We start from the raw sequence: 26,583 nt of genomic DNA, 5'->3' as shown, positions 1-26,583 counted from the left end.
ATCTTGGTGGCGTGGGCCTCGCCCAGTGCGCCGCCGAAGATGCGGAAGTCATGGGCGTAGACGAAGACCGTACGGCCCTCCACCGTGCCCCAGCCAGTGATCACACCGTCCGTGTACGGCTTCTTCGCCTCCAGGCCGAAGCCGACCGCGCGGTGCCGGCGCAGCTGCTCGACCTCCTGGAAGGAGCCCGGGTCGAGGAGCAGCTCGATGCGCTCCCGGCCGGTCAACTTCCCCCTGTCGTGCTGGCGTTCGGTGGCCTTCGGGTCCGTTCCGTCCCGGGCCTCCTCCTTGAGCAGCCGGAGTTCGTCCAGGCGTTCGCGCGCGGTGGGCGGCGAAGCCGTCCTGACGGCCGGGTCGGCGGTGGTGGTGTCGGTTGCGAGCATGGGTCTCTCACTCTCGTGTGGAACCGTGGTGGGCGACCACGCGGTCCGCGGCGTACGGCAGGACGCCCACCAGGGCGACGGCGAGGATGGACAGGGCGGCCGTCCGCTCTCCCGCGCCCGAGGCGACGACCGCGGCGACCACGGCCGGGACCAGGGCAGCCGCGAACTGAACGGCGGTCTGGTACAGGGCCGTGGCGGTCGCCCGCTCGGCTGCCGCGATCCGCGACGTGGCCTGGATGTTCAGCGCCGCGAAAGCCAGCACGAACCCGGCGCCCATCAGCAGCAGCGACGGCAGTACGTCGGTGGTGTAGCGGACGGTCGTACCGGACGCCCGCACCGCGTACAGCAGACAGGCCGCCACCGGGCACAGCGCTCCCAGGGCGATCAGCCGAGCCGTGCCGAACCGCTTCACCAGCCGCTGCGTCAGCAGCGTGGTGACGACCACCGGGGCGCTCGCCGGCAGGAAGGCCAGTGCCGTCTGCCAGGGGGACCAACCGTGCTGGGTCTGCAGGCGCACCGTGGCGAGCAACAGCAGCCCCAGGTACGAGCCGTTGAGGGCCGCCGCACCGAGCATCGAGCGGACGAGCATGGTGTTGGCGAGCACCTCGATGCGGATCAGCGGCTGCCGCGCGAACCGTTCCGCGGTGACGAAGACTGCTGCGAGCAGCGCGGCGAGTGCGAAGGCGATGACCGTGGGAGGCGCGGACCAGCCGGCCCGGGCGACCGACATCACCCCGTACACCAGCGCCGACAGCGCTCCGGTGAAGGACGCGGCGCCGGTCGCGTCGAAGGACCGCCCTGTCGACGGACCCGGCTCGTCGACGGGGACGAGCCGCAGTCCGAAGACAAGGAGGACGAGTACGGCGGGAGCGGGGAACAGGATGGCCCACCGCCAGCCGACCCCGGTGAGCGCCCCGGACAACAGCAGTCCGGAGGTGAACCCGGCGGCGCCGAAGAACGCGTACACCGAGACCGCCCGGTCGCGGTCCGGGCCCTCGCGGAACGCGGCACCGATGATCGCGAGGCCGGTGGGAGCGGTGAGCGCGGCACAGCAGCCCTTGACGAACCTCATGGCGATCAGCAGCCACGGCTCGCTCGTCAGCCCGGCCGTCAGGGAGGCGGCGGCGAAGGCGAGGAGCGCGACCAGATAGACCCGGCGGCGTCCCAGCGCCTCCACCACCCGGGCACCGAACAGCAGCAGCCCGCCGAACCCCAGAGCGAACCCGCTGACCAGCCACTGCGATGCGACCAGCGGCATCCCGAGGCCCGCGCCGACCGAGGGCAGCGCCACGATCACCACGGACACCTCGAGCGCGTCGATGAGCATGTTGCCCGCCAGCACGATCAGCAGGCCCCACTGCCCCGCACCCCACCGCCCGGCCGTCGGCCTGGCTTCGGGGGACCCCCACGCTCCCTCGGCAACACTCCTGGGCCTTGTCATCGGTGGTCCGTCCCTCAGCCGAGCAGCGTTCCGCCGCTGGCGTCGATGAACGCCCCGGTGACCCAGCGTGCGTCGGGGGAGGCGAGGAAGGCCACGACGTCGGCGACGTCCTGCGGCTCCCCGACCCGGCCGAACGCCGACAGCTGCGCCATCTGCTCGACCGCCTCCGGTATGTCGAAGACGGGACTGCCGTTGCGGGTGATGCCCGGCGCCACGCTGTTGATGGTGATGTTGCGCGGAGCGAGGAACTTGGCGAAGTGCAGGGCGAGTTGCTCCACCGCTCCCTTCGTCATCGCGTACGCGATCTCGTCGGGATTGGCGAAACGGGTGAGGCCGGAGGAGATGTTGACGATACGGCCCCCCTCGGTCAGGTTGGCCAGAGCCCGCTGGATGATGAAGAACGGCGCCCTGACATTGACGGCGAACAGCCGGTCGAACTTCTCCTGGGTGGTGTCCTCCACGGAGACACCGCCCATCACCCCGGCGTTGTTGACGACGATGTCCAGATCGGTCGACCCGGTGCGCTCCTTCAACCCCTGTTCGAGGGCGAGGAACAACTCGTGGACGTCGCCGGGCACACCGAGTTCGGCCTGCACGACGAAGGCCCGGCCGCCGTCACTCTCGATCGACGCGACGACGTCCTCGGCCGCCGCCACGCCGGTGGAGCAGTGCACCGCGATGAGCGCCCCCTCCCGGGCCAGCCGTTCGGCGATCGCGCGGCCTATGCCCCGGCTCGATCCCGTGACCAGTGCCGTCTTGCCGGTGAGCCTGTTCATGTCGTGTCTCCGTTCGGCTGGGGGGTTTCGTGTGGTGCGTTCGACCGAGAGGTGTCGTGTGTCGCCGACGTGGTCGAGCCGCGCAGGCTCGCCGAACCAGGTCCGCAGGGCCGCGACCAGTGGTTCCGGGCCGGGGGGTCCGGCCGAGGCGATCCAGACGACATGGCCGTCCGGGCGGACGAGCACGGCATCGGTGCCGGACAGCCCGACGGTCTCGGGTCCGGCCGCCAGGACGTCCACCCGGTCCGCCCAGGGCGCGGCGGCCCGGCGCAGCCGCAGGTGGTGTTCAGGGTCGCCGTAGGCGTCGATGAGCAGGCCCCGCCCGGAGCGCACGGGGTGACCGTGCGCCAGGCGGGCGCCCAGCAGCGAATGGCCGCCGGGGCCGGTGTCGTAGCGGATGCCCAGGCCGGATATCGCCCCGGCCAGCCGTTGCCGGACGGGTTCCAGGGCGATGAGTTCGGCGAGGACGCTGCGGGCGGCCTCCACCTCCGGGCCGCCGAGCAGCAGCAGCGCCTGGGCGTTGATGTTCGCCAGGACCCGCCGGCCGACGGCGTGACGTTCGGCGTGGTAGCTGTCTAGGAGTCCGGCTGGTGCCCGGCCACTGACCTGGAGGGCCAGTTTCCAGCCGAGGTTGACCGCGTCCTGGAGACCGAGGTTGAGCGCCTGGCCACCGATGGGCATCTGCTGGTGGGCCGCGTCGCCCGCGAACAGCACGCGGCCGTGCCGGTACTGGGCCAGCTGGCGGGAGGTGTCGTCGAAGGAGTTGACCCACAGCGGTGTGCCATGGGAGATGTCCTCGCCGGTGACGCGCCGCCACGCGTCGCGGATGTCGGCGAACTCCGGGTCACGGGTGCGCTGTGCTGCGGCGCTGCCGAACTCGTGCACCATGACCCGGGTGACCCCCTGCGGACTGCGGGCCGCGATGGCCAGCCCCCGCTCCAGCCGCTGGAAGCGCCGGGCCGGGATGTCGATCCCGGTGACATCCGCCCGGATCAGCTCCCGGCCGGCGTCCCGGCCGGGGAACTCCGCCCCGGTGAGCCGGCGGACCGTGCTCTGCCCGCCGTCGCAGCCGACGAGGTACAGCGCACTGATCCGGACCGGCCCGGCGGGCCCCGACACCTCGGCCTCCACCCGGTCCTGATGAAGTGTCACCGAGGTGAGTGCGTGACCGCGTCGGAGACGGGCGCCGAGGGAGAGGGCCCATTCCTGGAGGACCGCTTCCGTGCGGACCTGTGGGGCCTTCCACTGGCCGGGGTACGGGCCCGGCAGCGTCAGGTCCAGCGGGATGCCGCCGAAGTGGCCCATGACGTCGTTCGGCAGTTCCCCGAAGCCGTTCAGCAGCCCCCGGGAGGCGAAGATCTCCATGGTGCGGGCGTGCAGGGTCGACGCACGTGACTCGGTGGTTGGTTCGGCCCTGCTCTCCACCACGACGACGTCCACCCCGCCGAGCCGCAGTTCCCCGGCGAGCATCAGCCCCACGGGACCCGCCCCCACCACGACGACCTGGGTGTCGATACGGGGCTGTACGTCCGCTGCGCCGGCCATGGTCAGCCCTTGGCTTCGGCGTAGTCCTTGGCGTGGCCCAGCGTGGCCAGGCTGTTGGTGCTCAGCGCGCCCTGGACGTACTCGCGGGCCTCGGCCACGCCGGCCTCGGGGCCGAGGACGCGGGCGATGTTCTCCGGGTTGATCACCACGGTGTGCTGCGAGGACGCGGTGGTGACGACGGTGCCGTCCGCCTCCTCGTGCTGCACGAACGTCCAGTAGCCGGTGTGCAGGGACATCAGCGCGGGCAGGGTGATCTGCTTGTACGCGATCTTGTGGTGGGGGAAGGTCACCCGGATGGACTTCGTGGTGTGTGTGGAACCGTCCTTGGCCCGGGTGTCCATCTCCAGGGTCTGCAGACCGTTGGCATCCTCCTCGAACCGGACCTTGGCCACGTGCGGCAGTCGCTCGGCCCACAGCTGGGCCTCGTTGACGAAGTCGAAGACGTTCTTGGCGGAGCCGTTGATCCGGACGCTGTCCTCGAAGGACAGCAGCAGCTCCCGGGACTGGGCGACGGCCAGTTCCACATTGCCCTTCAGAGCCGCCAGCTCGGAGCGGGAGTTGCGGTCGACGGCCTTGTCGATCCACTCCAGGCTCTTCGGGTCGTCGTCGACCGCGCGGTAGTCGTGCAGCAGACGGATCCGGGACTCGCTGTCCGAGAGCGCCTCGATGACCCAGGTGCCGCCCATCGTGGCCACCGGAGGGGTCGATATCGTCTGGCGGAAACCGATCCGCAGGGCCTCGGGGTCGAGGGTGCGGCGCGAGGTCCAGCTCTTGGGCTCGCCGTTGGCGGTGGCCCAGATCCGGATGACCTCCTCCTTCTCACCGCGTTCCACATGGTCCACGTGGATGGTGGGCGGGAAGATCCTCGGCCAGTTCTCGACCTCGGCGATGAGCCGGTACACGTCGGCGGCCGGTGCCGCCACGACGATCTCGTGCTCGACCTCGCGAAGTGCGCTGGGGGGCATGTCTGTTCTCCTTTCCGGCGGGGATCCCTAGGAGCCCGAGGGGCGGGTGCCGTACGGTCGGCGGTCAGAAGTTTCCGAGGCCGCCGCAGACGTTGAGGGCCTGCGAGGTGATGGAGGCAGCGGGGTCGGACGCCAGGTAGCCGACGAGACCGGCGACCTCTTCCGGGCTGGAATAGCGGCCGAGCGGGATCTTCGCGGAGAACTTCTCCATGATCGCCTCCTCGGTGGTGTCGTACGCCGCGGCATAGCCCTGCCGGACGCGCTGCGCCATCGGCGTCTCGACATAGCCCGGGCAGACCGCGTTGACGGTGATACCGGTGGGCGCCAGCTCATTGCCCAGGGCCTTGGTGAAACCGACGACACCGTGCTTGGAGGCCGAGTAGGGGGCGCCCAGAACCACGCCCTGCTTACCGGCCGTCGAGGCGATGTTGATGATGCGCCCGCGCTTCTTCTGACGCATGCCACCGGTGTTGAGGACTTCCTTGGTCATCCGGAACACGCTGTGGAGATTGGTGTCGATGACGTCCTGCCACAGCTCCTCGTCGATGTCGGCGGTGACCCCGCCACCGGACCGGCCGGCGTTGTTGACCAGCACGTCGACGGTGCCGAAGCGCTCGACGGCGGCTTCGACGAACTGTCGCACCGCGTCCGTCGAACGGACGTCGAGGACGGCGCCGTCCACGTCGAGGCCTTCCTCACGCAGTTCCTTGACGGTGGCGGCGACGTTCTCGGCGTTCCGGGCGCCGATGAACACCCGATGGCCGGTCGAGGCCAGCAGTCGGGCGACGGCGAGCCCGATACCGCTCGTGGCACCGGAGACGAGCGCGACCTTCTGCGTCGTTTCGCCGGCGGTGTCCCGCTGTTCGGCGACAGGGGTGACGGTCATGTTCTTCCTCCGTGCTCGGTTCAGGCCGCGGCCGCGAGGTGGCTGTTGACCAGGTCGATGAGTGCGCGCGGTGTCGTGACGTCGGCCATCGCCGACTCGTCCAGCGAGATGTGGTACTCACGCTCGATGCGGCCGCTGGTCTCCAGCAGGGCGAGGGACTCGTAGCCCAAGTCCACGAACTCCATGTCGAGGATCTCGCCGTCGAGGTCGACGCCTTCGTCGGCGCCCGCGCTTTCGAGGAGGATCCGCTTGAGGTCGGTGAGAGTGAACGGGGACATGTTTGTTTCCCTTCCGGTCGTCGGGGTGTGCGATGGGGGAGTGGTGTGTGAGGGGCGCGCCCGGTCAGCGGCACGGGACGTCGGGCGGGTCAGACGGCCCGTACGACGAGCGCGGAGTTGAAACCGCCGTGGCCGCGGGCCAGTACCAGGGCGCTGCGCACGGGAAGACGGCGAGGCTCGCCGATGACCAGGTCGAGGTCATGGTCGGCGGATGGTTCGACGTTGCTGGTCGGCGGTACGACACCGTCCTGGACGGCCAGCAGCGCGGTCGCGACATCGAGGGCGGCGGCACCGGAGTAGAGTCGGCCGGTCATTGTCTTCGGCGCGGTCACGGGTACCCCGCGCGGGCCGAAGACCGCGGTGATCGCCTCCGCCTCGGCGCGGTCCAGTTCCGGGACCGCCGCCGCGTCCGCGAACACCACGTCGATGTCCGACGGCTGTGCCCCGGCGTCCGCCAGAGCCAGCTCGATCGCCTTGCCCAGCCCGGGCTCACATCCGGTTTCCGGCGCGGGGTCGAATGTCGCGGCGTAGCCGGCGATCTCGCCGTACACGCGTGCTCCCCGCCGACGGGCCGCCGCCGCGTCCTCCACGATCAGGATGGCGCCGCCCTCGCCCGGCACATGTCCACGGGCCTGAGCGTCGAACGGCACATAGGCCCGCGCGGGATCGTCGCTGGTGCTCAGCCGGCCGCCGGCGAGCTGGGCCACCCAACCCCAGGTGCAGATCGAGGCGTCGACACCGCCGGAGACGACGAGCGGGGTCCCCTTGCGGATCTGGCGCCTGGCCTGCGCGAGGGCGTCCAGTCCGCCCGCCTGGTCGCTCACGACCACTCCGCTGGGGCCCTTCATCCCGTTGCGGATCGATATCTGGCCGCTGTTGACGGCGTAGAACCAGGCGAACGACTGGTAGGCGCTGACGTACTCGCTGCCCTGGGACCACAGTTTGCGCAGTTCGCCCTGGCCGAACTCGAAACCGCCGGAGGAACTGGCCGTGACCACACCCATGTCGAAGGCGGGCAGTTCACCCGGCTCTACCCGTGCGTCCCGCAGCGCCCAGTCCGTCGCCGCCAGCGCGAGCTGGGTCATCCGGTCGGTCTGCGGGATCAGCCGGCCCGGGATGTGCTCCTGCGCGACGAAGCCGGGAACCTCACCCGCCAGCCGCGCCGGATAGGAACTCGGGTCGAAGCGGGTGATCGGGCCGATCCCGCTCCGGCCGACCAGCGTGGCCTTCCAGTACTCGTCCGTGCCCAGGCCGTTGGGCGCGGCAACGCCGAGGCCGGTCACCACCGCTGACGCGCTCATGCGACCCTCCGGTCGGGCCGGGCCAGCACCATGGCGCTCTGGAAACCGCCGAAACCGCTGCCGACGGTGAGCACGGCGTCCGTGAGCTGGTCACGCGCCTCCAGCGGGACGTAGTCCAGGTCGCACTCGGGGTCGGGGGTGTGCAGGTTGGCGGTGGGCGGCACCGTGCTGTTCTCCATGGCGAGGGCGGACGCGGCGATCTCGATCGCCCCGATCGCGCCGAGCGAGTGGCCGACCATCGACTTGATGGAGCTGACCGGGGTCCGATAGGCGTGCTCGCCCAGGCTCCGCTTGAACGCCGCCGTCTCATGACGGTCGTTCTGCTTGGTGCCCGAGCCATGGGCGTTGATGTAGTCGATCTGGTCACCGGGCATCCGCGCCTCGTCGAGTGCGACCCGGATCGCCTCGGCCATCTCCGCGCCGTCCGGTCGCAGACCGGTCATGTGGTACGCGTTGCTGCGCGTGGCGTACCCCGCGATCTCGGCGTACACATGGGCGCCGCGCGCGGCGGCACTCTCCAGCTCCTCCAGGACGAACACCGCCGCTCCCTCACCCAGCACGAATCCGTTGCGGGTGCCGTCGAAGGGGCGGGAGGCCCGCTCCGGTTCGTCGTGCCGGGGCGTGGTCGCCTTGATGGCGTCGAAGCACGCCATGGTGATCGGGGAGATCGGCGCGTCCGTCGCACCGGCGATCATGACGTCGACGGAACCCTCACGGATCAGCTCGACGGCGTGACCGACCGAGTCCAGGCCCGAGGTGCAGCCCGTGGACACCACCGTGCTGGGACCCCGGGCCCCGACCGTCCGCGCGACCTCGGCGGTGAAGGAACTGGGCACCAGGTACTCGTACAGATGGGGTACGGCGTACTCGTGGTCGACGAGTTCCAACCGACCGCCGTCACTGACGATCCGGTACTCCTGGTCGAGGCCCGTCGTGGCGCCCACGGCGCTGCCGATGGTGACGCCGACGCGGAAGGGATCGTAGGAGTCGAGCTCGATCCCGCTGTCCGCGACCGCACCGCGCGCCGCGACGACCGCGAACTGCGCGGCCCGGTCCATACGCCGCACCTCCTGCGGGCGCAGTCCGTGCATCTCGGGATCGAAGTCGATCTCCGCCGCGACCTGGGAGCGGAACGGCGAAGGATCGAAGAAGGTGATACGCCGGGTCGCGGTCCGTCCCCCGCTCAACAGGTCCCAGAAGTTCTTGACACCGACACCGCCGGGAGCGAGGACCTCCATCCCGGTGATGACGACCCGTCGGCCGTTCACCGTGCCTCCCAGTGGTAGAAGCGGGTGGCCATGGCGTCGGCGGGGGAGCGCCAGGTCGCCGGGTCGTAGGCCTCGATGAAGGGCTTCAGGTCGTCGCTGATGGCGACGAACCGCGGGTCCGTCCTGGCCTCCTGGATGAGCCGGTCGCCGTTGTCCTCGGCGAAGTCCTGGAGGTGGAAGTAGAGGCCCCGGTACGAGAAGAGCTGACGGCGTCGGGTGCCCATGCGGTGGGGCATGTCCGTCGTGTCGAAAGCGCTGAACAGCTGTGCCACGTCAGCGCTGGAGTCCGGCGCCATCCGGGCGACGATCAGGGTACTGTGCATGCTTCTCTCGCTTTCCTCTGTTTTTCCTTCGTTTCCTACGGTTTCCGGTACGGGACAGCGGTTCCGGAGGAAGGCCTAGCCGGCGGGACCGAACCAGCGGTCCAGGGCCATGGGCAGATCGCTGTGGCAGCCGGGCGCTGCCCACGCCACGTAGCCGTCGGGACGGATCAGCACGGCGGTGGTGCCCGCGAGCTCACTGTCCTCGGCGAGGCCCTGCGGCCGCCCGGTCACGATGTCCACGCGGTCCCGCCACCCGGCGGCGCGGCGCCGAAGCTCCGGATTGTCGGCCAGGTCGAGCAGGACGCCGCGCCCCGCGTGCAGCGCCTCGGTGCTGCTGCCGACGCTCCTTCCGGTGCTGTCGGACAGCTTCAGGTGCGGCATACGGCGACCGAGCAGCGGATGCCGTCCCCCGGCGACCGGGTACCGGATCTCCAGACCGCTGACCATCCCGGCGAGGTGCCGGCTCACCGGCAGATAGGTGATCAACTCGGTGAACACATCGCGCAGCGGCTGCACTTCGGGCCCGCTCAGGAAGAGCAGCCCCTGGGCGCGGGTGTTCATCAGCAGCCGCTTGCCGACCGGGTGGCGCTCTTCGTGATAGGTGTCCAGCAGGGACTCGGGTGCCCGGCCTCGAACCACGGCGGCCAGCTTCCAGCCCAGGTTCACGGCGTCCTGGATGCTGGTGTTCATCCCCTGGCCGCCGGCCGGGAGGTGGATGTGCGCCGAGTCGCCGGCCAGGAAGACCCGACCCTGCCGGTACTCGGTGACCTGGCGCGTCGCATCGCCGAACGAACTGACCCAGACCGGCTCACCGTGCGAGATGTCGTCGCCGGTGAGGCGCTTCCAGGCCGCCGCCACCTCGTCGTAGGAGGGCGGCGTCTCCCGCCGCTGCGGGGGCGTGCCCCGTTCGCACACGATCAGCCGGGTGATCCCACCGGGCAGCGGGCCGACCATGACCATGCCGCCCGGCAACGTCTCACCGATCATGCGGGGCTCGAGGTCGAGCCCCTTCACATCGGCGAGGAACATCTCCAGCGTGGCCGGTGTGCCCGGGAAGTCGAAGCCCACGGTCTTGCGCACGACGCTGCGCCCGCCGTCGCAGCCCACCAGGTAGCCGGCGGTCAACTGGTGTACGCCGTCCGGGCCTTGGACCTCGACCTCCACCGCATCACCGGTGTCCTTGAGGGACAGCAGCTCGTGTCGGCGCCGGATGTCCGCGCCCAGCTCCTCGGCCCAGTTCTCCAGAACCGTCTCCGTGTGGGACTGCGGCACGGTCTTGGCGGCCTGGTGGGCGCCGTCGAGCACGGCGAAGTCGACGGGCAGACCACCGAAGTGGCCCTGGTTGCTGATCTCGATGTCACCGAACCGCGAGAGCAGCCCCCGCTGGTCGAAGACCTCCATGGTGCGCGCCGTGAACCCCAGGCCCCTGGACTCACCCGTCCGTGCGGCCAGGCGCTCGATGACGACGACGTCGACACCCGCCAGCCGTAGCTCTCCGGCGAGCATCAACCCGGCCGGCCCCGCTCCGACGACAATTACTTCGGCGTCCATAAGTTCTCCTCGGTCGACCACGGTCACAATTGAGCGCATTTCGGGCGCACGTGTCGGCAAGCAGCCCGGCGGATCAGAACTGTGGCCCGGATGGTTTGCGGCCTGGATGGTTCGTCAGACTTTGATGTCGCAGATGGCCGCGCCCTGGGCCACGGCGGCCCCGACCTCGATTCCGAGGTCCTTGACAGTGCCCGCTTTGTGCGCGTTCAGGGGCTGTTCCATCTTCATGGCTTCGAGGACGACGACCAGGTCGCCTTCCTTGACCTCCTGGCCCTCCTCGACGGCGACCTTGACGATGGTGCCCTGCATGGGGGAGGTGAGGGCGTCGCCGGAGGCGGCGGGGCCGGACTTCCTGGCGGCACGGCGTTTGGGCTTGGCTCCGGCGGCCAGGCCGGTGCGGGCGAGGGTCATGCCGAGGGAGGCGGGGAGGGAGACCTCCAGGCGTTTGCCGCCGACCTCGACTACGACGGTTTCGCGGCCGGCCTCGTCCTCGGCCTCGGGGGTGTCGGCGGGGGCGGTGAAGGGCTCGATGGTGTTGGCGAACTCGGTCTCGATCCAGCGGGTGTGGACGGTGAACGGGTCGGTGGAGCCGGTGAGTTCGGGGGCGAAGGCCGGGTCCTTGACCACCACGCGGTGGAAGGGGATCGCCGTTGCCATGCCCTCGACCTGGAACTCCTCCAGGGCGCGGGCCGCCCGCTGCAGGGCCTGCTCGCGGGTGGCGCCGGTGATGATCAGCTTGGCGAGCAGGGAGTCCCAGGCGGGTCCGATGACGCTGCCGGACTCGACACCCGCGTCCAGACGGACGCCAGGGCCGGACGGGGCCTCGAACTTGGTGACTGTGCCGGGGGCGGGCAGGAAGCCGCGGCCCGGGTCCTCGCCATTGATACGGAACTCGAAGGAGTGACCGCGCAGTTCGGGGTCGTCGTAGCCGAGTTCCTCGCCGTCGGCGATGCGGAACATCTCGCGCACCAGGTCGATGCCGGCGACCTCCTCGGTGACCGGGTGCTCGACCTGCAGGCGGGTGTTGACCTCCAGGAAGGAGATCGTGCCGTCGGCTCCGACGAGGAACTCCACAGTGCCCGCGCCGACGTAGCCGGCCTCCTTCAGGATCGCCTTGGAGGCGCGGTACAACTCGGCGTTCTGTTCGTCGGTCAGGAAGGGGGCGGGGGCTTCTTCGACGAGTTTTTGGTGGCGGCGCTGCAGGGAGCAGTCGCGGGTGGAGACGACGACCACGTTGCCGTGGGAGTCGGCCAGGCACTGGGTCTCGACGTGGCGTGGCTTGTCGAGGTAGCGCTCGACGAAGCACTCGCCGCGGCCGAAGGCGGCGACCGCCTCGCGGACGGCCGAGTCGTACAGTTCGGGGATGTCTTCGAGGGTGCGGGCGACTTTCAGGCCGCGGCCGCCGCCGCCGAAGGCGGCCTTGATGGCGATGGGCAGGCCGTGGTGTTCGGCGAAGGCGACGACCTCCTCGGCGCCGGAGACCGGGTCGGGCGTGCCGACGACGAGGGGTGCGCCCGCGCGTTGGGCGATGTGACGGGCCGCCACTTTGTCGCCGAGGTCGCGGATGGCCTGCGGGGGCGGGCCGATCCAGATCAGGCCCGCGTTCAGGACCGCCTGTGCGAAGTCCGCATTCTCCGAGAGGAAGCCGTAGCCCGGGTGCACGGCGTCCGCCCCACACTCACGGGCCGCACCCAGCACCTTCTCGATGTCGAGGTAGCTCGTGGCCGGAGTGTCGCCGCCGAGGGCGAACGCCTCGTCCGCGGCGCGGACATGCGGCGCGTCCCGGTCCGGGTCGGCATAGACGGCCACGCTTGCGATACCGGCATCCCGGCACGCACGCGCCACACGGACGGCTATTTCGCCACGATTGGAGATCAGGACCTTCTCTGGCATGGAAACACCACCTCAAAGAAGCCACTCTCTTCCGGAGTGTCGAGGAAAGAGAATCGGTGAGTGGTGTAAATCCTCTTCGTTTCCGCACGGGCAGGTCAAGGCGAGAAATAAAGAGGACCGTGATGAATCCTCAGAAGAATGTCAAGGCGTCCGCACGAACGATGGGTAACGTCAAAGGAATCTCAATCGCCGCGCTGAAACCCCGCGGGGTTTCAGCGCATACCGAGGCGATGGGCGCCCGGCCCCTTCTCGCCGAGTACGTCATAGGGGTTGGCCAACTGGCACCGCTCCAGGGTGAGGCAGCCGCAGCCGATGCAGTCGGTCAGGGCGTCCCGGAGGGCGATCAACTGCTCGATGCGCCGGGTCAGATCCTCGTACCAGTGCTCCGAGACGCGGGCCCAGTCCTCCGGAGTCGGAGTACGGCCTTCGGGCAGCAGGTCGAGGACCTCCCGGATCGCCGCGAGCGGTATGCCGAGCCGCTGGGACACCCGGATGAAGGAGACCCGCCGGAGTGTGTCACGCGCATAACGGCGCTGGTTCCCGGAGGTGCGCGCGCTGCGGACCAGTCCCTGCCGCTCGTAGAAGCGCAGCGTGGAGGTGGGCACACCGGCGCGCCGCGCGAACTGACTGATGGTCATCTGCGTCGCGGGCCGGGGACCGCTCATGCGCCGGAGTCCGCGGCGGGGCTGACGGGACCAGGGGCTCCATGGCCCGCCGCCGAGTCAGAGCGGACGGCGTCGTCCCAGGCCCGCTGGAGCAGCGCGGTCATCTCGTCCGGGCTCTGCGGCCCGAAGGCCGCGTAGGTCTCCTGAACGACGTAGCTGGGCACCCCGCGAAGACCGAGCCGCCGAGCCAGCTGCTGGTCCTGGCGGACGGAGTCGGCGTACCGGCCGCTCCTGAGCGCCTCCGCGGCCTCCTCCTGGTCGAGCCCCACTTCGCCCGCGAGGCGGACCAGGGTGTCGCTGTCGGACAGCACGGCCCCCTCGCCGGTATAGGCCGCCATCAGGCGGCCCAGCATGAGGTCGGCGCGACCGTGGCCGGCGGCGAAATGCGTCAGGCGGTGCGCGTCGAAGGAGTTGACCACGCGGATCGTGTCGATCCGGTACTCCAGGTCCAGATCCGCGGCGATCGAGGCGACCTGCCCGAGCACCTCGGCCGCGTGCGCCTTGCTGGTGCCCATGTCGCGGGCCGACCTCTCCAGCATGGGCTGGGCGCTGTCGCGCGGTGTGCTCGGGTCGAGTTCGAAGCTGTGATATCGCACCGTCACCGCGTCCCGATGGTCGAACTGCGCCAGAGCGGTGTCGAACTGGGCTTTGCCGATCGGACACCAGAGGCAGACGATGTCGGACCAGATGTCCACGGTGATCTCTGTCATGACGTCAAGCCTAGGGACCTGGGCTTACTGGAAGTGAGCCCATACCTCTGGGTAAGCTCAGTACATGAAGGTCCGTCACGAGCTCACACACCATCAGTCGTCCCGGGAAAGTGACGCGTTCCACACGGACTGTCCTGGACGACATGTCCTCAACCACGTCACCAGCCGCTGGGGTGTGCTGATCCTCAGCGCGTTGCGCGAAGGCGACCTGCGGTTCTACGAGCTACGGGACCGGATCGGCGGGATCAGCGAGAAGATGCTGTCCCAGAACCTCCGCGTCCTGTGCCGGGACGGGCTGGTCAGCCGGGAGGTCGTGCCCGATTCGCCGCCCCGGGTCTCGTACGGCCTGACTCCGCTCGGCAGCGGACTCGCCCAGTACACACACGCCCTCGTCGAGTGGATCACCCTGCACACTCACGACATCGTCGACGCCCAGACGGCGTACGACGCCGCGGCCGGCACTCCGCAGAAGTGAAGTGCCGTCAGCCGGCTCTACCGTCTTGATCGAGACATTCGTAGGGGTTGGGTCCCCCAGGGGTGCCGGGTGTGGCTGTCAGTCGGCTGCCGCCTCGTGGCTTGCATCGCTTCGCCGCCCGGCACCCCTCGACGACTCGGCCGCCGATCAGGAAGTGCGAACAAGTCGCCTGATCGGCGACGCCCTCGACCTCGCCGACAGCCGTCAGGTCACCTGGGCCATCGACATGACCGGCGGGAAACCCGGCGCCGCTGCCGGCCCTGCTGGTCAACCACGGCCAGGAGGTCCTCCTCATGCCCGGCCGCCTGGGCACCAGGGCCTCCGACGGCTACCGCGGCGAGGGCAGGACCGACGCCCGCGTCGCCTACGTCATCGCCGACCAGGCCAGGATGCGCCGTGAACTGTGGCCCCTCCGCCCCGGCGACGCAGCCGCCATCGAGCTCAAGCTGCCGACCGGACGCCGGGTCGACCCGGTTCGAGGACCGCACCCGCGTGGTCGACCGCCTGCGAGGCACTCTGCTGAGCATGTTCCCGGCCCTGGAACGGACCCTGGACGTGACCAACACCGGCCCGCTCAAGCTGTTGACGGGCCACCAGACAGTCACCGTGCTCGGCGCGGAGTTCCTTGCCGCGGTCGGTTGCGACCGGGATGACTTCGACTCCCCGGACGTCCTGGCGGCCTTCGCCGGCGTCGCCCCCGCGCCTCATGACTCCGGCAAGGTCAGCGGCAACCTGCACCGGCCGGTCGCCCACCACCGAACGTTCTGTGGGCCCTGATCCGTGACCGGCGGTGCTACCAAGTCACACCACCAGCGACTACGGCCGCTGGGCAGCATTAGGAAGCGATGTCCTGCGAGTACCCGCAGGAGATCACGCACGGCTCGGCGAGCGCGTGTTCCTTCGCGTCCGCCAACCCGCCCGAGATGCTGGGGTGGTTCATGTAGACGTGGAAGGCGTCCTCGTCCACCCATGCGGGGTTGTTGAGGAACTCCGTGCCGTCGAGGCTGACATACGGGGTGGCGGACACGAAGCCGGGAATCGTGTGCTTCCATTCCCCTGTCCTGAGCAGGACGTCATGGATCTTCATGGCCATCTCGCGGTCCTGGACCGGTCGCGTCGCCACCACGCTGTACCCGGCTTCCTTGTCGGCGTCCGGGCCGGTGAACCCCGGGACCTGCGTACCGGCGAAAGCGGCACGATCGGTGATCGCCGCCTTGGCGAGACACTCGGTGAACGTGTTGCCCCGCGCCGCCACCGCGGCCGAGTACGCCTTGAGGTCCTGCTCTCGCTCCCAGCGGACCCGTGTGACGATCGTGTCCTCCGCCACACTGAGGTGGACGCGTGCGCCGAGGAACCCGGGCGCCTCGCGGTACTCGCGCTCCACCGTCTCCTTGAATGCGTCCACCAACTCGACGGCGCCCCCGCCACCCGCCACCTTGATGCTGTCAAAGACGAAGATCCCCGGCTCCGGTTCCGTCAATACCATCTGGGACATTCCGAACTCCTTCGGCTCTCGGCCTTTATGGTTTGCTACGTCGCCTCGCCTGGGCGGCTCGACGCCAGTGTGCACGGGCGGACGCCTGCAACGACACCGGGCCGCACCGCAGTTGACATTTCTCTGAAGAAGACTTACGTGCATCTGGAATTGAAGCCTTGACTGCTTCCCGGGATGACGAAGAAGCTTTCATCAGGGTCCATTCGCCGCCCCAGGGTCCATTCGCCTCACTCGCCTGCACTCGCTCCCTACGGACCGTCCGCCGCAGATTTCGGAAATCCGTCTTTTCTCCAGTGCTCGAGAGGAACCGCCCCATGACCGCCCAGCGCACGTTCTTGATCACCGCGGCCACCGGCAACGTGGGTCCGCACGCCGCTGCCCAGTTGCTCGCGACGGGCGCCACGGTCCGGGCCCTGGTACTGAAGGACGACCCCAACATCGCCAAGCTACCCGAGGGCGTCGAACTGCACTATGGCGACCTGGCCGACCCCGACAGCCTCGACCCCGCTCTCGACGGTGTCCACGGTGTCTTCTGGATGTGGCCGTTCTTCACCCTGAGCGTGGAGACCGCGCCCGCTGTGCTGGCGAAGATCGAACGTCAGGCCGAAAGGATCGTCCTGGTCTCGTCGGTCGGCGTGCACATAGGCCTGGAGCGACGCGACAACAACTGCCACGCCTATCTGGAAGAGTTGATCGAGCAGACAAGTCTGGACTGGACGTTTCTACGCACCACGGGGTTCATGGCGAACGCGTTCGGCTTCGCCGGTCAGATCAAGGGCGGCGGGACCGTGCACTTCCCGCACGGCGCGGCCGCCCGGACGTCGGTGCACGAGGGGGACCTGGCGGCCGTGGGAGTGCACGCGCTCACCGAGGACGGGCACGCAGGCAAGAAGTACCTGGTGACCGGGCCGGAGGTGCTCACCCAGGAGGAACAGGTCCACATCATCGGCGAGGTGATCGGCCGTCAACTCGGTTGGCAGGACGTCCAGGCACAGGCCGCGCGGGAGGAGATGGTGAAATCCGGCTGGCCCCCCGCGTACGCGGACGGGGCGCTGGACTACTTCGCCATGCTCACCACGCAGCCGGAAGTGGGATCCACCGCCGTGGCCGATGTCACCGGCCGGCCGGCGCGGACCTTCCGGGAATGGGTGGAGGAGCACGCTGGTGCCTTCCGGGCCGAGGACACGAAGGCCCCCGCGGGCGCCGAGGGCGATGACGCCCTGGCCCTGCTGTGGGAGCGGGTCTACGACCCACTCACCACGGAGATTCTGGCGAGCCTGCCGATCGGGCGGGACTGGCGCTGCCTGGAGGTGGGGGCAGGGGCGGGCTCCATGTCGTACTGGCTGGCCGCACAGGCCGACCAGGGCTCGGTGATCGCCCTCGACACCGACATCCGTCGGTTGGACGAGCGGCGCGCGCCGAACCTGACGGTGGTGCGCCAGGACGTCGCGGAGGCCGAATTCGAGCCGGAGTCGATCGACTTCATCCTGGCCCGGGCCGTGTTCGAGCACCTGCCCAAGGCCGAGGAGACGTTCGAGCGGGTGGTGCGCTGGCTGGCGCCGGGCGGCTGGATCCTGCTGGAGGACTTCTACTTCCTGCCCAGCGAGCACGCCGTCAGTCCTGCCGCACGGGCGTTGATCGGCGCGTACTTCGCCGGCTGGAAGGCCGTGGGCGCGGACATGCACTGGGGCCGCATGCTCCCGTCGACGTTCGCCAGGGCGGGACTGACCTCGGTCTCGATGCGGGTGGCCCCGTTGGGTCCGGGACAGGACGAACTGGACAGCGAACTGATCCGGTTGCGGATGAAGCTCCAGGGCCCCGCGATGATCGAGCAGGGAGTGGTGAGCGCCGAGAACGTCGAGGCGTTCGTGGCGGGCCTCGACGACCCGCGCGACCGTGATGTCACCATGCTGCGGTTCTGCGTATGGGGTCAGAAGCCCGAGCGGTGAATGTCCGGGGCCGGGAGCCCGAGCGGTGAATGCACACCGCCGCTGGGCGAGTTGACGTCGACCAGGCCCCACATCTCCCGCCCGCCTTCCTTCGCCCGGTGTCCTGTTTCCGTCGGCACGCGGTTTCCCCCGTAGGACACTCGGCGCACCGACTGCCGACGGGGGCACGGCGAGTCCGTCCCCGCCCACCGCACACGTATGAGGAGAGTGCCGACTTGATCGTCGTCCAGGTAAACCGATTCGGGCCCCCTGAGGTTCTGACGCCGACGCAGGCGCCCGACCTCGTGGCCGGTGCGGGACAGACGGTGATCGACGTCACGGTCGCCGACATCCTCTTCATCGAGACCCAGGTCAGGAACGGCTGGGGCCGGGAGTTCTTCTCGGTGGAGCCGCCCTACGTACCGGGCGACGGCGTGGCCGGGCACGTGCGTGCGGTCGGCCCGGGCGTCGACCCCGTGTGGGTGGGCCGACGGGTGGCTGCCCACGCCGGCGGTTACGGAGGCTATGCCGAGCAGGTCGTCGTACCGGTCGAGGCATTGATCCCCGTCCCGGACGGGCTGGAGTTGCCGCAGGCCGCCGCGCTCCTCAACGACGGCACGACCGCGCTGACGGTTTTCGAGGCCGCAGAGGTCACCAAGGACGACCAGGTCCTGATCACGGCGGCGGCCGGAGGGCTCGGCAGCCTGCTGGTCCAGCTGTCGCACGCGGCCGGCGCCCGCACCATCGCCGCGGCGCGCGGCGAGCGCAAACTGGCCACCGCCCACGAGCGCGGTGCCGATGTCCTCGCCGACTACTCCGACCCCGACTGGACCACACGCGTGCGGGAGGCGACAGGCGGCCGGGGCGTCGATGTCGTCTTCGACGGCGTGGGCGGGGCGGTCGGCCGAGCCGCCTTCGAACTCACGGCGCCGGGCGCCCGGTTCTCCGCGCATGGCGCGCCCAGCGGTTCCTTCACCGATGTCGACACGCGGGCCGCGCAGGAGCGGGGTGTGCGGCTACGTGGCATCCAGGATGTGCAACGTTCCGCCGAGGACCGGCGGCGGCTGGCGACGCAGGCTGTCGAAGCGGCGGCCCGCGGCGAGTTGCGGCCACTCATCGGCCAGACCTTCCCACTGGCGCAGGCCGCCGCGGCGCACCGGGCACTGGAGGCCCGAGAGGTGATCGGTAAGGCCCTGCTCCTGCTGCCCTGACCCACCCGACGGCCCGGGACACCGACGACTTCACCCATCACGGCTGCCGTCGTCCTCGACCTTCGTCGGCCCCGGGCGGGCTTTGAGATTCCCCGCGAAGTGTCCGTCGTCGGATACGACGACAGTCATCCATCCCATCTGATGCCGATTGGGCTGACCACCGTGCGCCAGGACGCGCGCCTCATGGCGAAGCACGGCGTGCCGTTCGCCGTGGAACGCCTGGAGAAGCCGGAGCTGGAACCGCGGGAGGCGGTCCTGGACCCCAGGCTGGTGGTCCGGGGCAGCGCACCGGCCCCGGAACCGCCGGCCTGAGAGAGGCGGACGCACTGCTTTGGGGGCTGGGCGCGCGCCTGCACCGTTGGCTTTCATGTGCTCACGCGGACCGATATGACGCTGACTCCGCTGGTGGAGGTGTGCCACGGACGTCTGTGCGATGTGGCGCGGGAACGGTCGGCTGCCTGGGGCGAGGCCGGACAGTGGACTCCATAGCCGCTTGAGCTTGAATCCTCAAACACATTCGTACAGACTATCGTTTGATTCTTCAAACACTTCTCGCGGAGCCCCTCCGCCGTCCCCTCCCCGGAGTTGCCATGTCTGTTGCCTCTGACGAAGTCGTCGTCCGCCGTGGTCCGCTCGTAGTGGCAGGAGGTGTGCTGGCCGCGATCGTCGTGGCCTCCGCGGCGGACGCGCTCCTTGCGCTCCTCGCTTCGGCCGCGGGCGCGCCCGACGACTTCAAGCCGCTGAAGGCGTCCTCGTACATATTCCTGACGGTGGTCGGCGTCGTGGCCGGCGCGGTCGGCTGGGCCGTTGTGCGCAGGGTGTCGAAGGATCCCCGGGCGCTGGTGCGGTGGCTGGTGCCGACGCTCGTCGTCGTGTCCTTCGTTCCCGACTTCCTGCTCTTCGGCGCCGGCGGCGCGACCGGCGTCGGGGCGCTGCTGCTGATGCATGTCGTGGTTGCGACGGCCGCGGTGTTCGCCTACCGCAAGGTCATGCCCCTGTCGTAGGAACGCGCCGGAAAACGTGGCGCGGGCAGGGACTCACAGTCCCTGCCCGCAGCGCACGGACGCGTGGCTCAGGTCTTCACCGGCGCGTCCGTTCGAGCCGCGATGTCGTCCACGCTCACACCCGGCGCGCACTCCACCAGAGCCAGACCGTCGGGCGTGATGTCGAGGACGCCGAGGTCGGTGATGACGCGGTGCACACAGCGCTCTCCTGTCAGTGGCAGGGTGCACTTCTTGAGCAGCTTCGGGGTGCCGTCCTTGGCGGTGTGGTCCATCAGGACGATGACGCGGCGGGCGCCGTGGACGAGGTCCATGGCGCCGCCCATGCCCTTGACCATGGTGCCGGGGATCATCCAGTTGGCCAGGTCGCCGCCGGCGGAGACCTGCATGGCGCCGAGGACGGCCGTGTCGATGTGACCGCCGCGGATCATGCCGAAGGAGAGCGCGGAGTCGAAGAAGGACGCGCCGGGTAGGACGGTGACGGTCTCCTTGCCCGCGTTGATCAGATCCGGGTCGACCTCGTCCTCGTACGGATACGGGCCGGTGCCGAGGATGCCGTTCTCGGAGTGCAGCACGACGTGTACGCCGGGCGGGAGGTGGCCGGGGATGCGGGTGGGCAGGCCGATGCCGAGGTTGACGTAGGAGCCGTGGCTGAGTTCGGCGGCGGCGCGGGCGGCCATCTGGTCGCGGGTCCAGCCCGGTCGGGTCGGGGTGGCGGTGCTCATGCGCGTACGGTCCCTCGTGTCGAAGACGCGGAAATCAGAAGGTGTTCGATCTCCTTGGCGGCGGCCTGGGCGGCCGTCAGCTCCACCACCCGCTGCACGAAGATGCCCGGCAGATGCACCTCGTCCGGGCTCAACTCGCCCGGTTCCACGAGCTGTTCGACTTCGGCGATCGTGATGCGGCCGGCCATCGCCGCGAGCGGGTTGAAGTTGGCGGCCGCCTTGCGGAAGACCAGGTTTCCGTGGGTGTCTCCGCGCCAGGCCCGTACGAGTGCGAAGTCGGTGGTGATGGCGTGTTCCAGGACATACGTCCGGCCGGCGAAGTCCCGGGTCTCCTTGGGCGGGGAGGCCACGGCCACCGTGCCGTCGGATGCGTAGCGCCAGGGCAGGCCGCCCTTGGCGACCTGAGTGCCCACCCCGGCAGGCGTGTAGAAGGCGGGGATGCCCGCGCCTCCGGCGCGCAGCCGCTCGGCCAGCGTGCCCTGCGGGACCAGCTCCACCTCCAGTTCGCCCGACAGGTACTGACGGGCGAACTCCTTGTTCTCGCCGACGTAGGACCCCGTCACGCGGGCGATCCGGCCGTCCGCCAGCAGGACGCCCAGTCCCCGTCCGTCCACGCCGCAGTTGTTCGACACGACCCGCAGGCCCGTGGCGCCCTGGGCGTGGAGAGCCTGGATGAGCACGTCGGGAATGCCGCTGAGGCCGAAGCCGCCGACGGCCAGCGACGCACCGTCGGGGATGTCGGCGACCGCCTCCACGGCGCTCGCGCAGACCTTGTCCATGGCTGGGGAGCCTTTCTGCCGTGCGTGTGCTGGTTCATGCGTCGGGGCGCAGGGCGTCCGAGATCGGCATCGCGCCGCCGTGGGAGGTGAGGCCGCCGTCGACCGGGATCTCGGCTCCGGTGATGAACGCGGAGTCGTCCGAGAGGAGGAAGGTGACGAGCGGGGCGATGTCGTCCACCGTGCCGTTGCGGCCGAGCGGGGTCAGGCGGAGGTTCGCCTCCCGGAAGGCCGGAGCCGCGGAGGCGGTCATGTCCGTCTCGATGAAGCCGGGGTGGATGCTGTTCACGCGGATACCGCGGGGCCCCAGTTCCATGGCGGCGGTCTTGGACAGGCCGCGCAGCGCCCACTTGCTGGTCGTGTACGCCACTGGGTAGTGGGCGGTGAGCGCCGCCGACGAACCGACGTTCACGATCGACGCCCCCGCGCGCATCAGCGGCACCAGGTGCTGGATGCCCAGGAGCGGCCCGGTGACATTGACGGCGTGGACACGGGCCATGTCCTCGGGGCGTACGTCGTCGATGCGGGCGCGCCAGGTGACGCCCGCGTTGTTGACCAGACCGTGCACCTGCCCGTACGACTCCCGCAGTTCGGCGGCGAGTCGGGCCCAGTCCTGCTCGCTGGTGACGTCGAGGCGGCGGCAGCCGGGCCCCTCCATGACATCGGTGGCGATCACTCGCGCGCCCTCGCGGGTGAGTGCCTCGGCCTCCGCGGCGCCCTGGCCGCCGGCCGCGCCCGTCACCACGACGACCTTGCCGAGCAGCCGCTTCGGATGGAGGCCGCTCACGGCCGCTCCCGTGAGCGGCGCCGGCCGGCGGGGACGGGTCGTGGATCGGAGCCGCTCACCACGGTGTTGGAGACACTGCCGATGCCCTCGACGGTGAGCGTGACCGTGTCGCCGGGCTTGAGCGGCGCCGGGTCCTGCCTGCCCCGTACGCCCCACAGCTCGGCGAGGCAGCCGCCGTTGCCGCAGGTGCCCGAGCCCAGGACGTCACCGGGGCGCACCCAGGTCCCGCGCGAGGCGTAGGCGACCATCTCCTCGAACGTCCAGCTCATGTTGGACAGCAGGTCCTTGCCGACCACCTCGCCGTTCACCTCGGCGGTGAGCGCGAGCCGCAGGAATCCGTCCTCGTCGCGGTACTGGTCCAGCTCGTCGGCGGTGACCAGGTACGGGCCCAGGGTGGTGGCGGTGTCCTTGCCCTTGCACGGGCCGAGCCCCACCCGCATCTCGGCGGACTGGAGGTCGCGGGCGGACCAGTCGTTGAGCACGGTGTAGCCGACGATGTGTTCACGGGCCTGCTCGGGCGTGAGGTCGCGGCCCTCCTTGCCGATCACGGCGGCCACCTCGAGCTCGAAGTCCAGCACGCTCGAACCCGGCGGCACGGGGATGTCGTCGCCCGGCCCGTACACGGCGTACGGGTTGGTGAAGTAGAAGGTGGGGGCCGCATACCACTGCTCGGGCACACCCGCGCTTCCGTCCACGGATCGCCGTACCCCCTCGACGTGCTCCTCGAAGGTGACGAAGTCCCGCATCGTGGGCGGCTGGAGCGGCGCCAGCAGCCGTACGTCCGAGACATGCGGGCCGGCCGGCACGTCGGTCAGCACGGAGCCCGCTTCGAGGAGTTCGGGCAGACCGCCGCCCTCGGCGAGCAGTCCGGTCAGTGAGGTGACGCCGGGCAGGGGGTGGAGCGTGCCGTCCTCTTCGACGACGGCCACTTGGCGTCTGTTGCGGTACTCGTACGTGGCGAAACGCATGGGCGGTGTCCTGTCGGAGGGGGGCGGGCGCGAAGGCCGGGGGCGCGGCGGGGAGCCAGGGCATGACTGGGCTGCCGCGCCCCCGGTGACTCGGGGAGTGCCGGTCAGACCGGCGGGGCGACGAAGACGCCGCGGTCCACGTCGTTGAAGGACTCCTTGGCGATGAGTTCGTTCATGGGGTTCGCGGTGCCCCACTGGTCGGTGACCTCGGGCTGGGAGAAGTCGTAGACGTGCGGGTGCCAGGTGTCCTCGTCCAGGACCTCCAGCTCCGTCGTGTACTCGACGGTGTTGCCGTGCGGGTCGAGGAAGTAGGTGAAGGTGTTGTCGCCGGCCATGTGGCGGCCGGGGCCCCAGATCTTGCGGATCCCGGCCCGCATCACGCGTCCGGAGCCGCGCATGTACTCGTCCAGGCCGCGCATCTCGAAGGAGACGTGGTGCAGAGCGGTGTGCGGGCCCTGCGCGATGGCCATCGAGTGGTGCTGGTTGGAGATCCGCATGAAGTGCATGACCTCGCCCATGTGCGGCGAGCTGAGCGTGTCGGAGAGACGGAAGCCCATGTGGCGCTCGTACCACTCCCGAGTGCGGTTCAGGTCGGGGGAGTTGAGGACGACGTGCGACAGCTTGACCGGGATGGACTCCTTCTCCTCGATCCTGCGGTGCTGGCGTACCTCGACGTCGGCGGAGACCTCGATGGTGCGGCCGTCGACGTCGAAGAAGCGGAAGCCGTAGCCGCCGCCGGGGGTGTCCACCTTGCCCGGTTGCGAGATCAACTGGACGCCGTCGGCGAGGAGTTGCTCGGCGAAAGTGTCCACGTCGGCCGTGCTCGCCGCCCCGTAGGACACCAGGTCGAGGCGCTTCTCGTCGGCCTTGCGCAGCCGGATGACGTACTGCTCGGGGCTGCCCTCGGCGGCCAGGAAGGAGATGCCGGAGTCCTCGGCGACCTTGGTCAGGCCCCAGACGCCGGAGTAGAAGTCGAGCTGTTTGTCGTAGTCGGGCACGGCCAGGTCGACGTGTCGCAGGTGGGTGAGCGGGCGGTTGCTCATGGGGGGTTCCTTCTCAGCCGAGGTCGAGCAGGGCGGCGGCATTGCCGCCCCGCACCGCGTGGAAATCGTGGTCGGGCAGGTCCGCGGCGCGCAGTGCGCCCAGCGGGTCGTCGGTGCCCATGTCGAAGGGGAAGTCGGAGCCGAGCAGGATCCGCTCCGGCCCGGCGGCCCGCAGCAACTCCCGCAGGACGTGGGGGTCGTGGACGAGGGAGTCGAAGTACAGCTGCCGCAGATAGCTGCTCGGCTCCCGTGAGCAGCCCTGCGCGTCGGGGCGGGCCCGCCAGGCATGGTCGGAGCGGCCGATGTGGGTGGGCAGATAGCCGCCGCCGTGCGCCGCGATCAGCTTGAGTCCCGGATGGCGGTCCAGGACGCCGGAGAAGATCAGGTGGGAGAGGGCGACCGCGTTCTCGGTGGGCTGACCGACGGTGTTGGAGAGGTACCACTGGTCCAGGCGCTCGTCGAGGGTGCAGCCGAACGGGTGCAGGAAGACCAGCGCACCGCTCTCCTCCGCCCGGGACCACAAGGGTTCGTAGGCGGGATCTGACAGCTCACGGCCGGGCGCGTGCGAGGAGATCTCCACGCCCTTCAGTCCCTGGTCCAGCGCATGGTCGAGCAACTCCACAGCCGGACCGGGGTGTTGGAGGGGGACCAGGCCGAGGCCGTGCAGCCGGTCGGGGGCCTTCGCGCAGTGCGCGGCGGTGCCCTCGTTGGCCAACCGGCAGACCTGCCGGGCCAGTTGAGGCTCGGCCCAGTAGTGGTAGTGCGACGGGGACGGGCTGACCAGCTGGACGTCCACACCCTGCGCGTCCATCGCCGCCAGCCGCACGTCGACGTCCGTCAGCTTCGGCAGACGGGCGCCCACCATCGGACCGCTCACGGCCAGGGCCGTCGGCCCGTTGCGGCGGGCGTCGAGCTCGCGTGCCTCGGCAAGTCCGGGATGTCCGGCGACGGCCTCCTCGACCTCCGGGAGCAGGAGGTGGGCGTGGACGTCGATCGTCGGCATCGACGAGAGGTCGGAGGGATCGGTCACGGGAGCTCCTTCAGCGCGTTCATGGTGCGCCCGATCAGCCCGGGCACGTCGGCGTCGTGCACCCCGTCGAGCACCCACTGGCCGAGCTGGACGGAGGCGTCGACGACCATGCGCACCCGGGGCAGCCGCCGGGCCCGGTAGTCGGAGAGCAGCTGTTCGTCCCAGTCCCGTCCGGTGGTCAGCAGCTCGGCGAGGACCGAGGCGTCCTCCAGGGACATCGCCGCGCCCTGGGCGAGGGTGGGCGGGCAGCAGTGGGCGGCGTCCCCGACCAGCACGACCCGGCCTCGGTGCCAGGGGCCCTCGACCAAGTGGCGGTCGAACCAGGTGTAGTTGACCTTGGCCGGATCGTCGATGTGCTTCACGATCTCGGGCCAGAAGCCGCCGTAGCCCTGTGCGAGGGCGCGCATCTCGTCGGCGTACGACTGCTGGGGGATCGACGCACGGTCCCGGCACCCCTCGACGACGTAGGCGTAGAGGGTGCTCTCGCTGGTGGGGCAGTATCCGGCGATGTGGGCCGGTCCACCGTAGGTGAGGTCGGTACGCTCCAGACCCTCGGGACGCGGGGCGGCGATGCGCCAGATGGCCATGCCGGTCGGCGCGGGCTTGTCGGTGATGCCGATCGCGGCGCGGGTCGCCGAGTTGAGACCGTCGGCGGCGACGACCAGGTCGTATCGGCCCTCGGTGCCGTTGCTGAAACGTACCGAGACACCGTCGGTGTCCTGCTCCAGGGACTCGGCTGTGACGCCCAGGCGCACGGTGGCGCCGGACGCGCGGACCGCGTCGCTCAGGATCTGCTGGAGCCGGGGGCGCTGCATGCCGACGGTGGCGGGCAGGTCCGGGCCGCCGGTCTGGATGTCCTCGGCGACGAACAGCACGGTGCCGTCGGGGGCGGTCATTCCCACCGAGCCGAAGGCGAACCCGGAGGCGCTCACCTGCTCCCACACTCCAAGCCGGCGCAGCACCCTGAGGGCGTTGCCCTGGAGGGTGATGCCGGAACCGGTGGCGGCGTGCCAGTCGGGACTGGCCTCGATCAGGTCCACCGTGATGCCCGCACGGCGCAGGAGGATCGTGACGGCGTTGCCGGAGGCGCCCCCGCCGACTACGAGTACGGAACGGGCGTCGGGATCGGTCATTGAGGGGATACCTCCCGGTCGGGGCC

At 70.0% G+C, this 26,583-nt stretch carries 25 protein-coding genes and 2 pseudogenes; 6 read left to right on the top strand and 21 right to left on the bottom strand.

The features are described from left to right. The 13 genes from ACWDAG_RS27465 to ACWDAG_RS27405 all read right to left on the bottom strand — a co-directional run. The coding region (locus ACWDAG_RS27465) for a carboxyl transferase domain-containing protein (protein ID WP_450698228.1) at window positions 1-383 on the bottom strand (383 nt) is incomplete at its 3' end. Window positions 384-390: 7 nt separating this feature from the next. Next, window positions 391-1,824: an MFS transporter gene (locus tag ACWDAG_RS27460; protein WP_450698227.1), complete on the bottom strand. Its 1,434-nt coding sequence runs from the start codon at window positions 1,822-1,824 to the stop codon at window positions 391-393. Window positions 1,825-1,838: 14 nt separating this feature from the next. Beyond that, window positions 1,839-4,145, bottom strand: a complete 2,307-nt coding sequence (locus ACWDAG_RS27455) for an SDR family oxidoreductase (protein WP_450698226.1) — start codon at window positions 4,143-4,145, stop codon at window positions 1,839-1,841. Window positions 4,146-4,147: 2 nt separating this feature from the next. Continuing rightward, window positions 4,148-5,110, bottom strand: a complete 963-nt coding sequence (locus tag ACWDAG_RS27450; RefSeq protein ID WP_450698225.1) for an aromatase/cyclase — start codon at window positions 5,108-5,110, stop codon at window positions 4,148-4,150. 64 nt (window positions 5,111-5,174) lie between these two features. Next, complete coding sequence (gene fabG, locus ACWDAG_RS27445; protein ID WP_450698224.1) at window positions 5,175-5,996, bottom strand: 3-oxoacyl-ACP reductase FabG; 822 nt, start codon at window positions 5,994-5,996, stop codon at window positions 5,175-5,177. Between the two features lie 20 nt (window positions 5,997-6,016). Next, on the bottom strand, window positions 6,017-6,274 hold the full coding sequence (locus ACWDAG_RS27440; protein WP_450698223.1) for an acyl carrier protein: 258 nt from the start codon (window positions 6,272-6,274) through the stop codon (window positions 6,017-6,019). Window positions 6,275-6,363: 89 nt separating this feature from the next. Then, window positions 6,364-7,575 carry a ketosynthase chain-length factor gene (locus ACWDAG_RS27435; RefSeq protein WP_450698222.1) on the bottom strand — a complete coding sequence of 404 codons (1,212 nt, stop codon included), beginning with the start codon at window positions 7,573-7,575 and terminating at the stop codon, window positions 6,364-6,366. Further along, window positions 7,572-8,843, bottom strand: coding sequence for a beta-ketoacyl-[acyl-carrier-protein] synthase family protein (locus ACWDAG_RS27430; protein WP_450698221.1), 1,272 nt, complete (start codon window positions 8,841-8,843; stop codon window positions 7,572-7,574). The genes ACWDAG_RS27435 and ACWDAG_RS27430 overlap by 4 nt, the downstream gene beginning before the upstream one ends. Beyond that, a complete protein-coding gene (locus ACWDAG_RS27425) occupies window positions 8,840-9,166 on the bottom strand; it encodes a TcmI family type II polyketide cyclase (protein WP_126395648.1) in 327 nt (108 codons plus the stop codon). Before ACWDAG_RS27425 ends, ACWDAG_RS27430 begins: the two co-directional genes overlap by 4 nt. 75 nt (window positions 9,167-9,241) lie before the next feature. Next, window positions 9,242-10,717 (bottom strand): FAD-dependent monooxygenase, encoded by a 1,476-nt coding sequence (locus tag ACWDAG_RS27420; RefSeq protein WP_450698220.1) that lies wholly within the window; start codon window positions 10,715-10,717, stop codon window positions 9,242-9,244. Window positions 10,718-10,831: 114 nt separating this feature from the next. Further along, window positions 10,832-12,610, bottom strand: coding sequence for an ATP-binding protein (locus ACWDAG_RS27415; RefSeq protein ID WP_450698219.1), 1,779 nt, complete (start codon window positions 12,608-12,610; stop codon window positions 10,832-10,834). 212 nt (window positions 12,611-12,822) lie between these two features. Further along, window positions 12,823-13,275 (bottom strand): redox-sensitive transcriptional activator SoxR, encoded by a 453-nt coding sequence (gene soxR / locus ACWDAG_RS27410; protein WP_390697440.1) that lies wholly within the window; start codon window positions 13,273-13,275, stop codon window positions 12,823-12,825. Then, the gene (locus tag ACWDAG_RS27405) at window positions 13,272-13,985 is read right to left on the bottom strand and encodes a DsbA family oxidoreductase (protein WP_450698218.1); all 714 of its coding nucleotides are present in this window, start codon (window positions 13,983-13,985) and stop codon (window positions 13,272-13,274) included. Before ACWDAG_RS27405 ends, soxR begins: the two co-directional genes overlap by 4 nt. Window positions 13,986-14,049: 64 nt before the next feature. On the opposite strand from ACWDAG_RS27405, the gene ACWDAG_RS27400 reads away from it, so the two are divergent. Next, on the top strand, window positions 14,050-14,460 hold the full coding sequence (locus tag ACWDAG_RS27400; protein WP_450698217.1) for a winged helix-turn-helix transcriptional regulator: 411 nt from the start codon (window positions 14,050-14,052) through the stop codon (window positions 14,458-14,460). 127 nt (window positions 14,461-14,587) lie between these two features. Further along, a pseudogene (locus tag ACWDAG_RS27395) lies at window positions 14,588-15,299 on the top strand (IS110 family transposase); the annotation flags it as partial. On the opposite strand, the gene ACWDAG_RS27390 reads toward ACWDAG_RS27395, so the two are convergent. Then, window positions 15,296-15,955, bottom strand: a complete 660-nt coding sequence (locus tag ACWDAG_RS27390; protein WP_450698216.1) for an antibiotic biosynthesis monooxygenase family protein — start codon at window positions 15,953-15,955, stop codon at window positions 15,296-15,298. The pseudogene ACWDAG_RS27395 and the gene ACWDAG_RS27390 overlap by 4 nt on opposite strands. Before the next feature lie 314 nt (window positions 15,956-16,269). Here ACWDAG_RS27390 and ACWDAG_RS27385 point away from each other — a divergent pair, with 314 nt between their 5' ends. From ACWDAG_RS27385 to ACWDAG_RS27370, 4 genes and pseudogenes are all read left to right on the top strand, one after another. Then, on the top strand, window positions 16,270-17,904 hold the full coding sequence (locus ACWDAG_RS27385) for an NAD(P)H-binding protein (protein ID WP_450698215.1): 1,635 nt from the start codon (window positions 16,270-16,272) through the stop codon (window positions 17,902-17,904). A gap of 215 nt (window positions 17,905-18,119) precedes the next feature. Continuing rightward, on the top strand, window positions 18,120-19,094 hold the full coding sequence (locus tag ACWDAG_RS27380; RefSeq protein WP_450698214.1) for a zinc-binding dehydrogenase: 975 nt from the start codon (window positions 18,120-18,122) through the stop codon (window positions 19,092-19,094). A gap of 69 nt (window positions 19,095-19,163) precedes the next feature. Then, a pseudogene (locus tag ACWDAG_RS27375) lies at window positions 19,164-19,406 on the top strand (substrate-binding domain-containing protein); the annotation flags it as partial. A gap of 278 nt (window positions 19,407-19,684) precedes the next feature. Beyond that, window positions 19,685-20,098, top strand: coding sequence for a DUF6069 family protein (locus ACWDAG_RS27370; RefSeq protein ID WP_450698213.1), 414 nt, complete (start codon window positions 19,685-19,687; stop codon window positions 20,096-20,098). 68 nt (window positions 20,099-20,166) lie between these two features. Here the strand turns inward: ACWDAG_RS27370 and ACWDAG_RS27365 are convergent, their stop codons facing one another. The 7 genes from ACWDAG_RS27365 to ACWDAG_RS27335 all read right to left on the bottom strand — a co-directional run bounded on the left by ACWDAG_RS27365 (window position 20,167) and on the right by ACWDAG_RS27335 (window position 26,557). Continuing rightward, window positions 20,167-20,820, bottom strand: a complete 654-nt coding sequence (locus ACWDAG_RS27365; RefSeq protein WP_450698212.1) for a CoA transferase subunit B — start codon at window positions 20,818-20,820, stop codon at window positions 20,167-20,169. Then, the gene (locus tag ACWDAG_RS27360; RefSeq protein ID WP_450698211.1) at window positions 20,817-21,599 is read right to left on the bottom strand and encodes a CoA transferase subunit A; all 783 of its coding nucleotides are present in this window, start codon (window positions 21,597-21,599) and stop codon (window positions 20,817-20,819) included. Before ACWDAG_RS27360 ends, ACWDAG_RS27365 begins: the two co-directional genes overlap by 4 nt. Before the next feature lie 34 nt (window positions 21,600-21,633). After that, window positions 21,634-22,383, bottom strand: a complete 750-nt coding sequence (locus tag ACWDAG_RS27355; RefSeq protein ID WP_450698210.1) for an SDR family NAD(P)-dependent oxidoreductase — start codon at window positions 22,381-22,383, stop codon at window positions 21,634-21,636. Next, window positions 22,380-23,351 (bottom strand): fumarylacetoacetate hydrolase family protein, encoded by a 972-nt coding sequence (locus ACWDAG_RS27350; protein ID WP_450698209.1) that lies wholly within the window; start codon window positions 23,349-23,351, stop codon window positions 22,380-22,382. The genes ACWDAG_RS27355 and ACWDAG_RS27350 overlap by 4 nt, the downstream gene beginning before the upstream one ends. Before the next feature lie 104 nt (window positions 23,352-23,455). After that, window positions 23,456-24,394 carry a VOC family protein gene (locus ACWDAG_RS27345; RefSeq protein ID WP_450698208.1) on the bottom strand — a complete coding sequence of 313 codons (939 nt, stop codon included), beginning with the start codon at window positions 24,392-24,394 and terminating at the stop codon, window positions 23,456-23,458. Window positions 24,395-24,407: 13 nt separating this feature from the next. Continuing rightward, on the bottom strand, window positions 24,408-25,397 hold the full coding sequence (locus ACWDAG_RS27340) for an amidohydrolase family protein (protein ID WP_450698234.1): 990 nt from the start codon (window positions 25,395-25,397) through the stop codon (window positions 24,408-24,410). A 23-nt stretch (window positions 25,398-25,420) separates the two neighbouring features. Beyond that, window positions 25,421-26,557, bottom strand: a complete 1,137-nt coding sequence (locus tag ACWDAG_RS27335; protein ID WP_450698207.1) for an FAD-dependent oxidoreductase — start codon at window positions 26,555-26,557, stop codon at window positions 25,421-25,423. Window positions 26,558-26,583 lie beyond the last annotated feature (26 nt).

The organism is Streptomyces sp. NPDC001157, from assembly GCF_053598255.1.
The sequence above is the reverse complement of the archived record's forward strand: the minus strand, read 5'-3'. Positions and strand labels throughout refer to the sequence as shown.

Bases quoted from the DNA above. Each gene is read 5' to 3' on its own strand.
- ACWDAG_RS27460 (WP_450698227.1), bottom strand. From the start codon at position 1,824: ATGACAAGGCCCAGGAGTGTTGCCGAGGGAGCGTGGGGGTCCCCCGAA.
- ACWDAG_RS27455 (WP_450698226.1), bottom strand. From the start codon at position 4,145: ATGGCCGGCGCAGCGGACGTACAGCCCCGTATCGACACCCAGGTCGTC.
- ACWDAG_RS27450 (WP_450698225.1), bottom strand. From the start codon at position 5,110: ATGCCCCCCAGCGCACTTCGCGAGGTCGAGCACGAGATCGTCGTGGCG.
- fabG (WP_450698224.1), bottom strand. From the start codon at position 5,996: ATGACCGTCACCCCTGTCGCCGAACAGCGGGACACCGCCGGCGAAACG.
- ACWDAG_RS27440 (WP_450698223.1), bottom strand. From the start codon at position 6,274: ATGTCCCCGTTCACTCTCACCGACCTCAAGCGGATCCTCCTCGAAAGC.
- ACWDAG_RS27435 (WP_450698222.1), bottom strand. From the start codon at position 7,575: ATGAGCGCGTCAGCGGTGGTGACCGGCCTCGGCGTTGCCGCGCCCAAC.
- ACWDAG_RS27425 (WP_126395648.1), bottom strand. From the start codon at position 9,166: ATGCACAGTACCCTGATCGTCGCCCGGATGGCGCCGGACTCCAGCGCT.
- ACWDAG_RS27420 (WP_450698220.1), bottom strand. From the start codon at position 10,717: ATGGACGCCGAAGTAATTGTCGTCGGAGCGGGGCCGGCCGGGTTGATG.
- ACWDAG_RS27415 (WP_450698219.1), bottom strand. From the start codon at position 12,610: ATGCCAGAGAAGGTCCTGATCTCCAATCGTGGCGAAATAGCCGTCCGT.
- soxR (WP_390697440.1), bottom strand. From the start codon at position 13,275: ATGAGCGGTCCCCGGCCCGCGACGCAGATGACCATCAGTCAGTTCGCG.
- ACWDAG_RS27405 (WP_450698218.1), bottom strand. From the start codon at position 13,985: ATGACAGAGATCACCGTGGACATCTGGTCCGACATCGTCTGCCTCTGG.
- ACWDAG_RS27400 (WP_450698217.1), top strand. From the start codon at position 14,050: ATGAAGGTCCGTCACGAGCTCACACACCATCAGTCGTCCCGGGAAAGT.
- ACWDAG_RS27390 (WP_450698216.1), bottom strand. From the start codon at position 15,955: ATGTCCCAGATGGTATTGACGGAACCGGAGCCGGGGATCTTCGTCTTT.
- ACWDAG_RS27385 (WP_450698215.1), top strand. From the start codon at position 16,270: ATGACCGCCCAGCGCACGTTCTTGATCACCGCGGCCACCGGCAACGTG.
- ACWDAG_RS27370 (WP_450698213.1), top strand. From the start codon at position 19,685: ATGTCTGTTGCCTCTGACGAAGTCGTCGTCCGCCGTGGTCCGCTCGTA.
- ACWDAG_RS27365 (WP_450698212.1), bottom strand. From the start codon at position 20,820: ATGAGCACCGCCACCCCGACCCGACCGGGCTGGACCCGCGACCAGATG.
- ACWDAG_RS27360 (WP_450698211.1), bottom strand. From the start codon at position 21,599: ATGGACAAGGTCTGCGCGAGCGCCGTGGAGGCGGTCGCCGACATCCCC.
- ACWDAG_RS27350 (WP_450698209.1), bottom strand. From the start codon at position 23,351: ATGCGTTTCGCCACGTACGAGTACCGCAACAGACGCCAAGTGGCCGTC.
- ACWDAG_RS27345 (WP_450698208.1), bottom strand. From the start codon at position 24,394: ATGAGCAACCGCCCGCTCACCCACCTGCGACACGTCGACCTGGCCGTG.
- ACWDAG_RS27340 (WP_450698234.1), bottom strand. From the start codon at position 25,397: ATGCCGACGATCGACGTCCACGCCCACCTCCTGCTCCCGGAGGTCGAG.
- ACWDAG_RS27335 (WP_450698207.1), bottom strand. From the start codon at position 26,557: ATGACCGATCCCGACGCCCGTTCCGTACTCGTAGTCGGCGGGGGCGCC.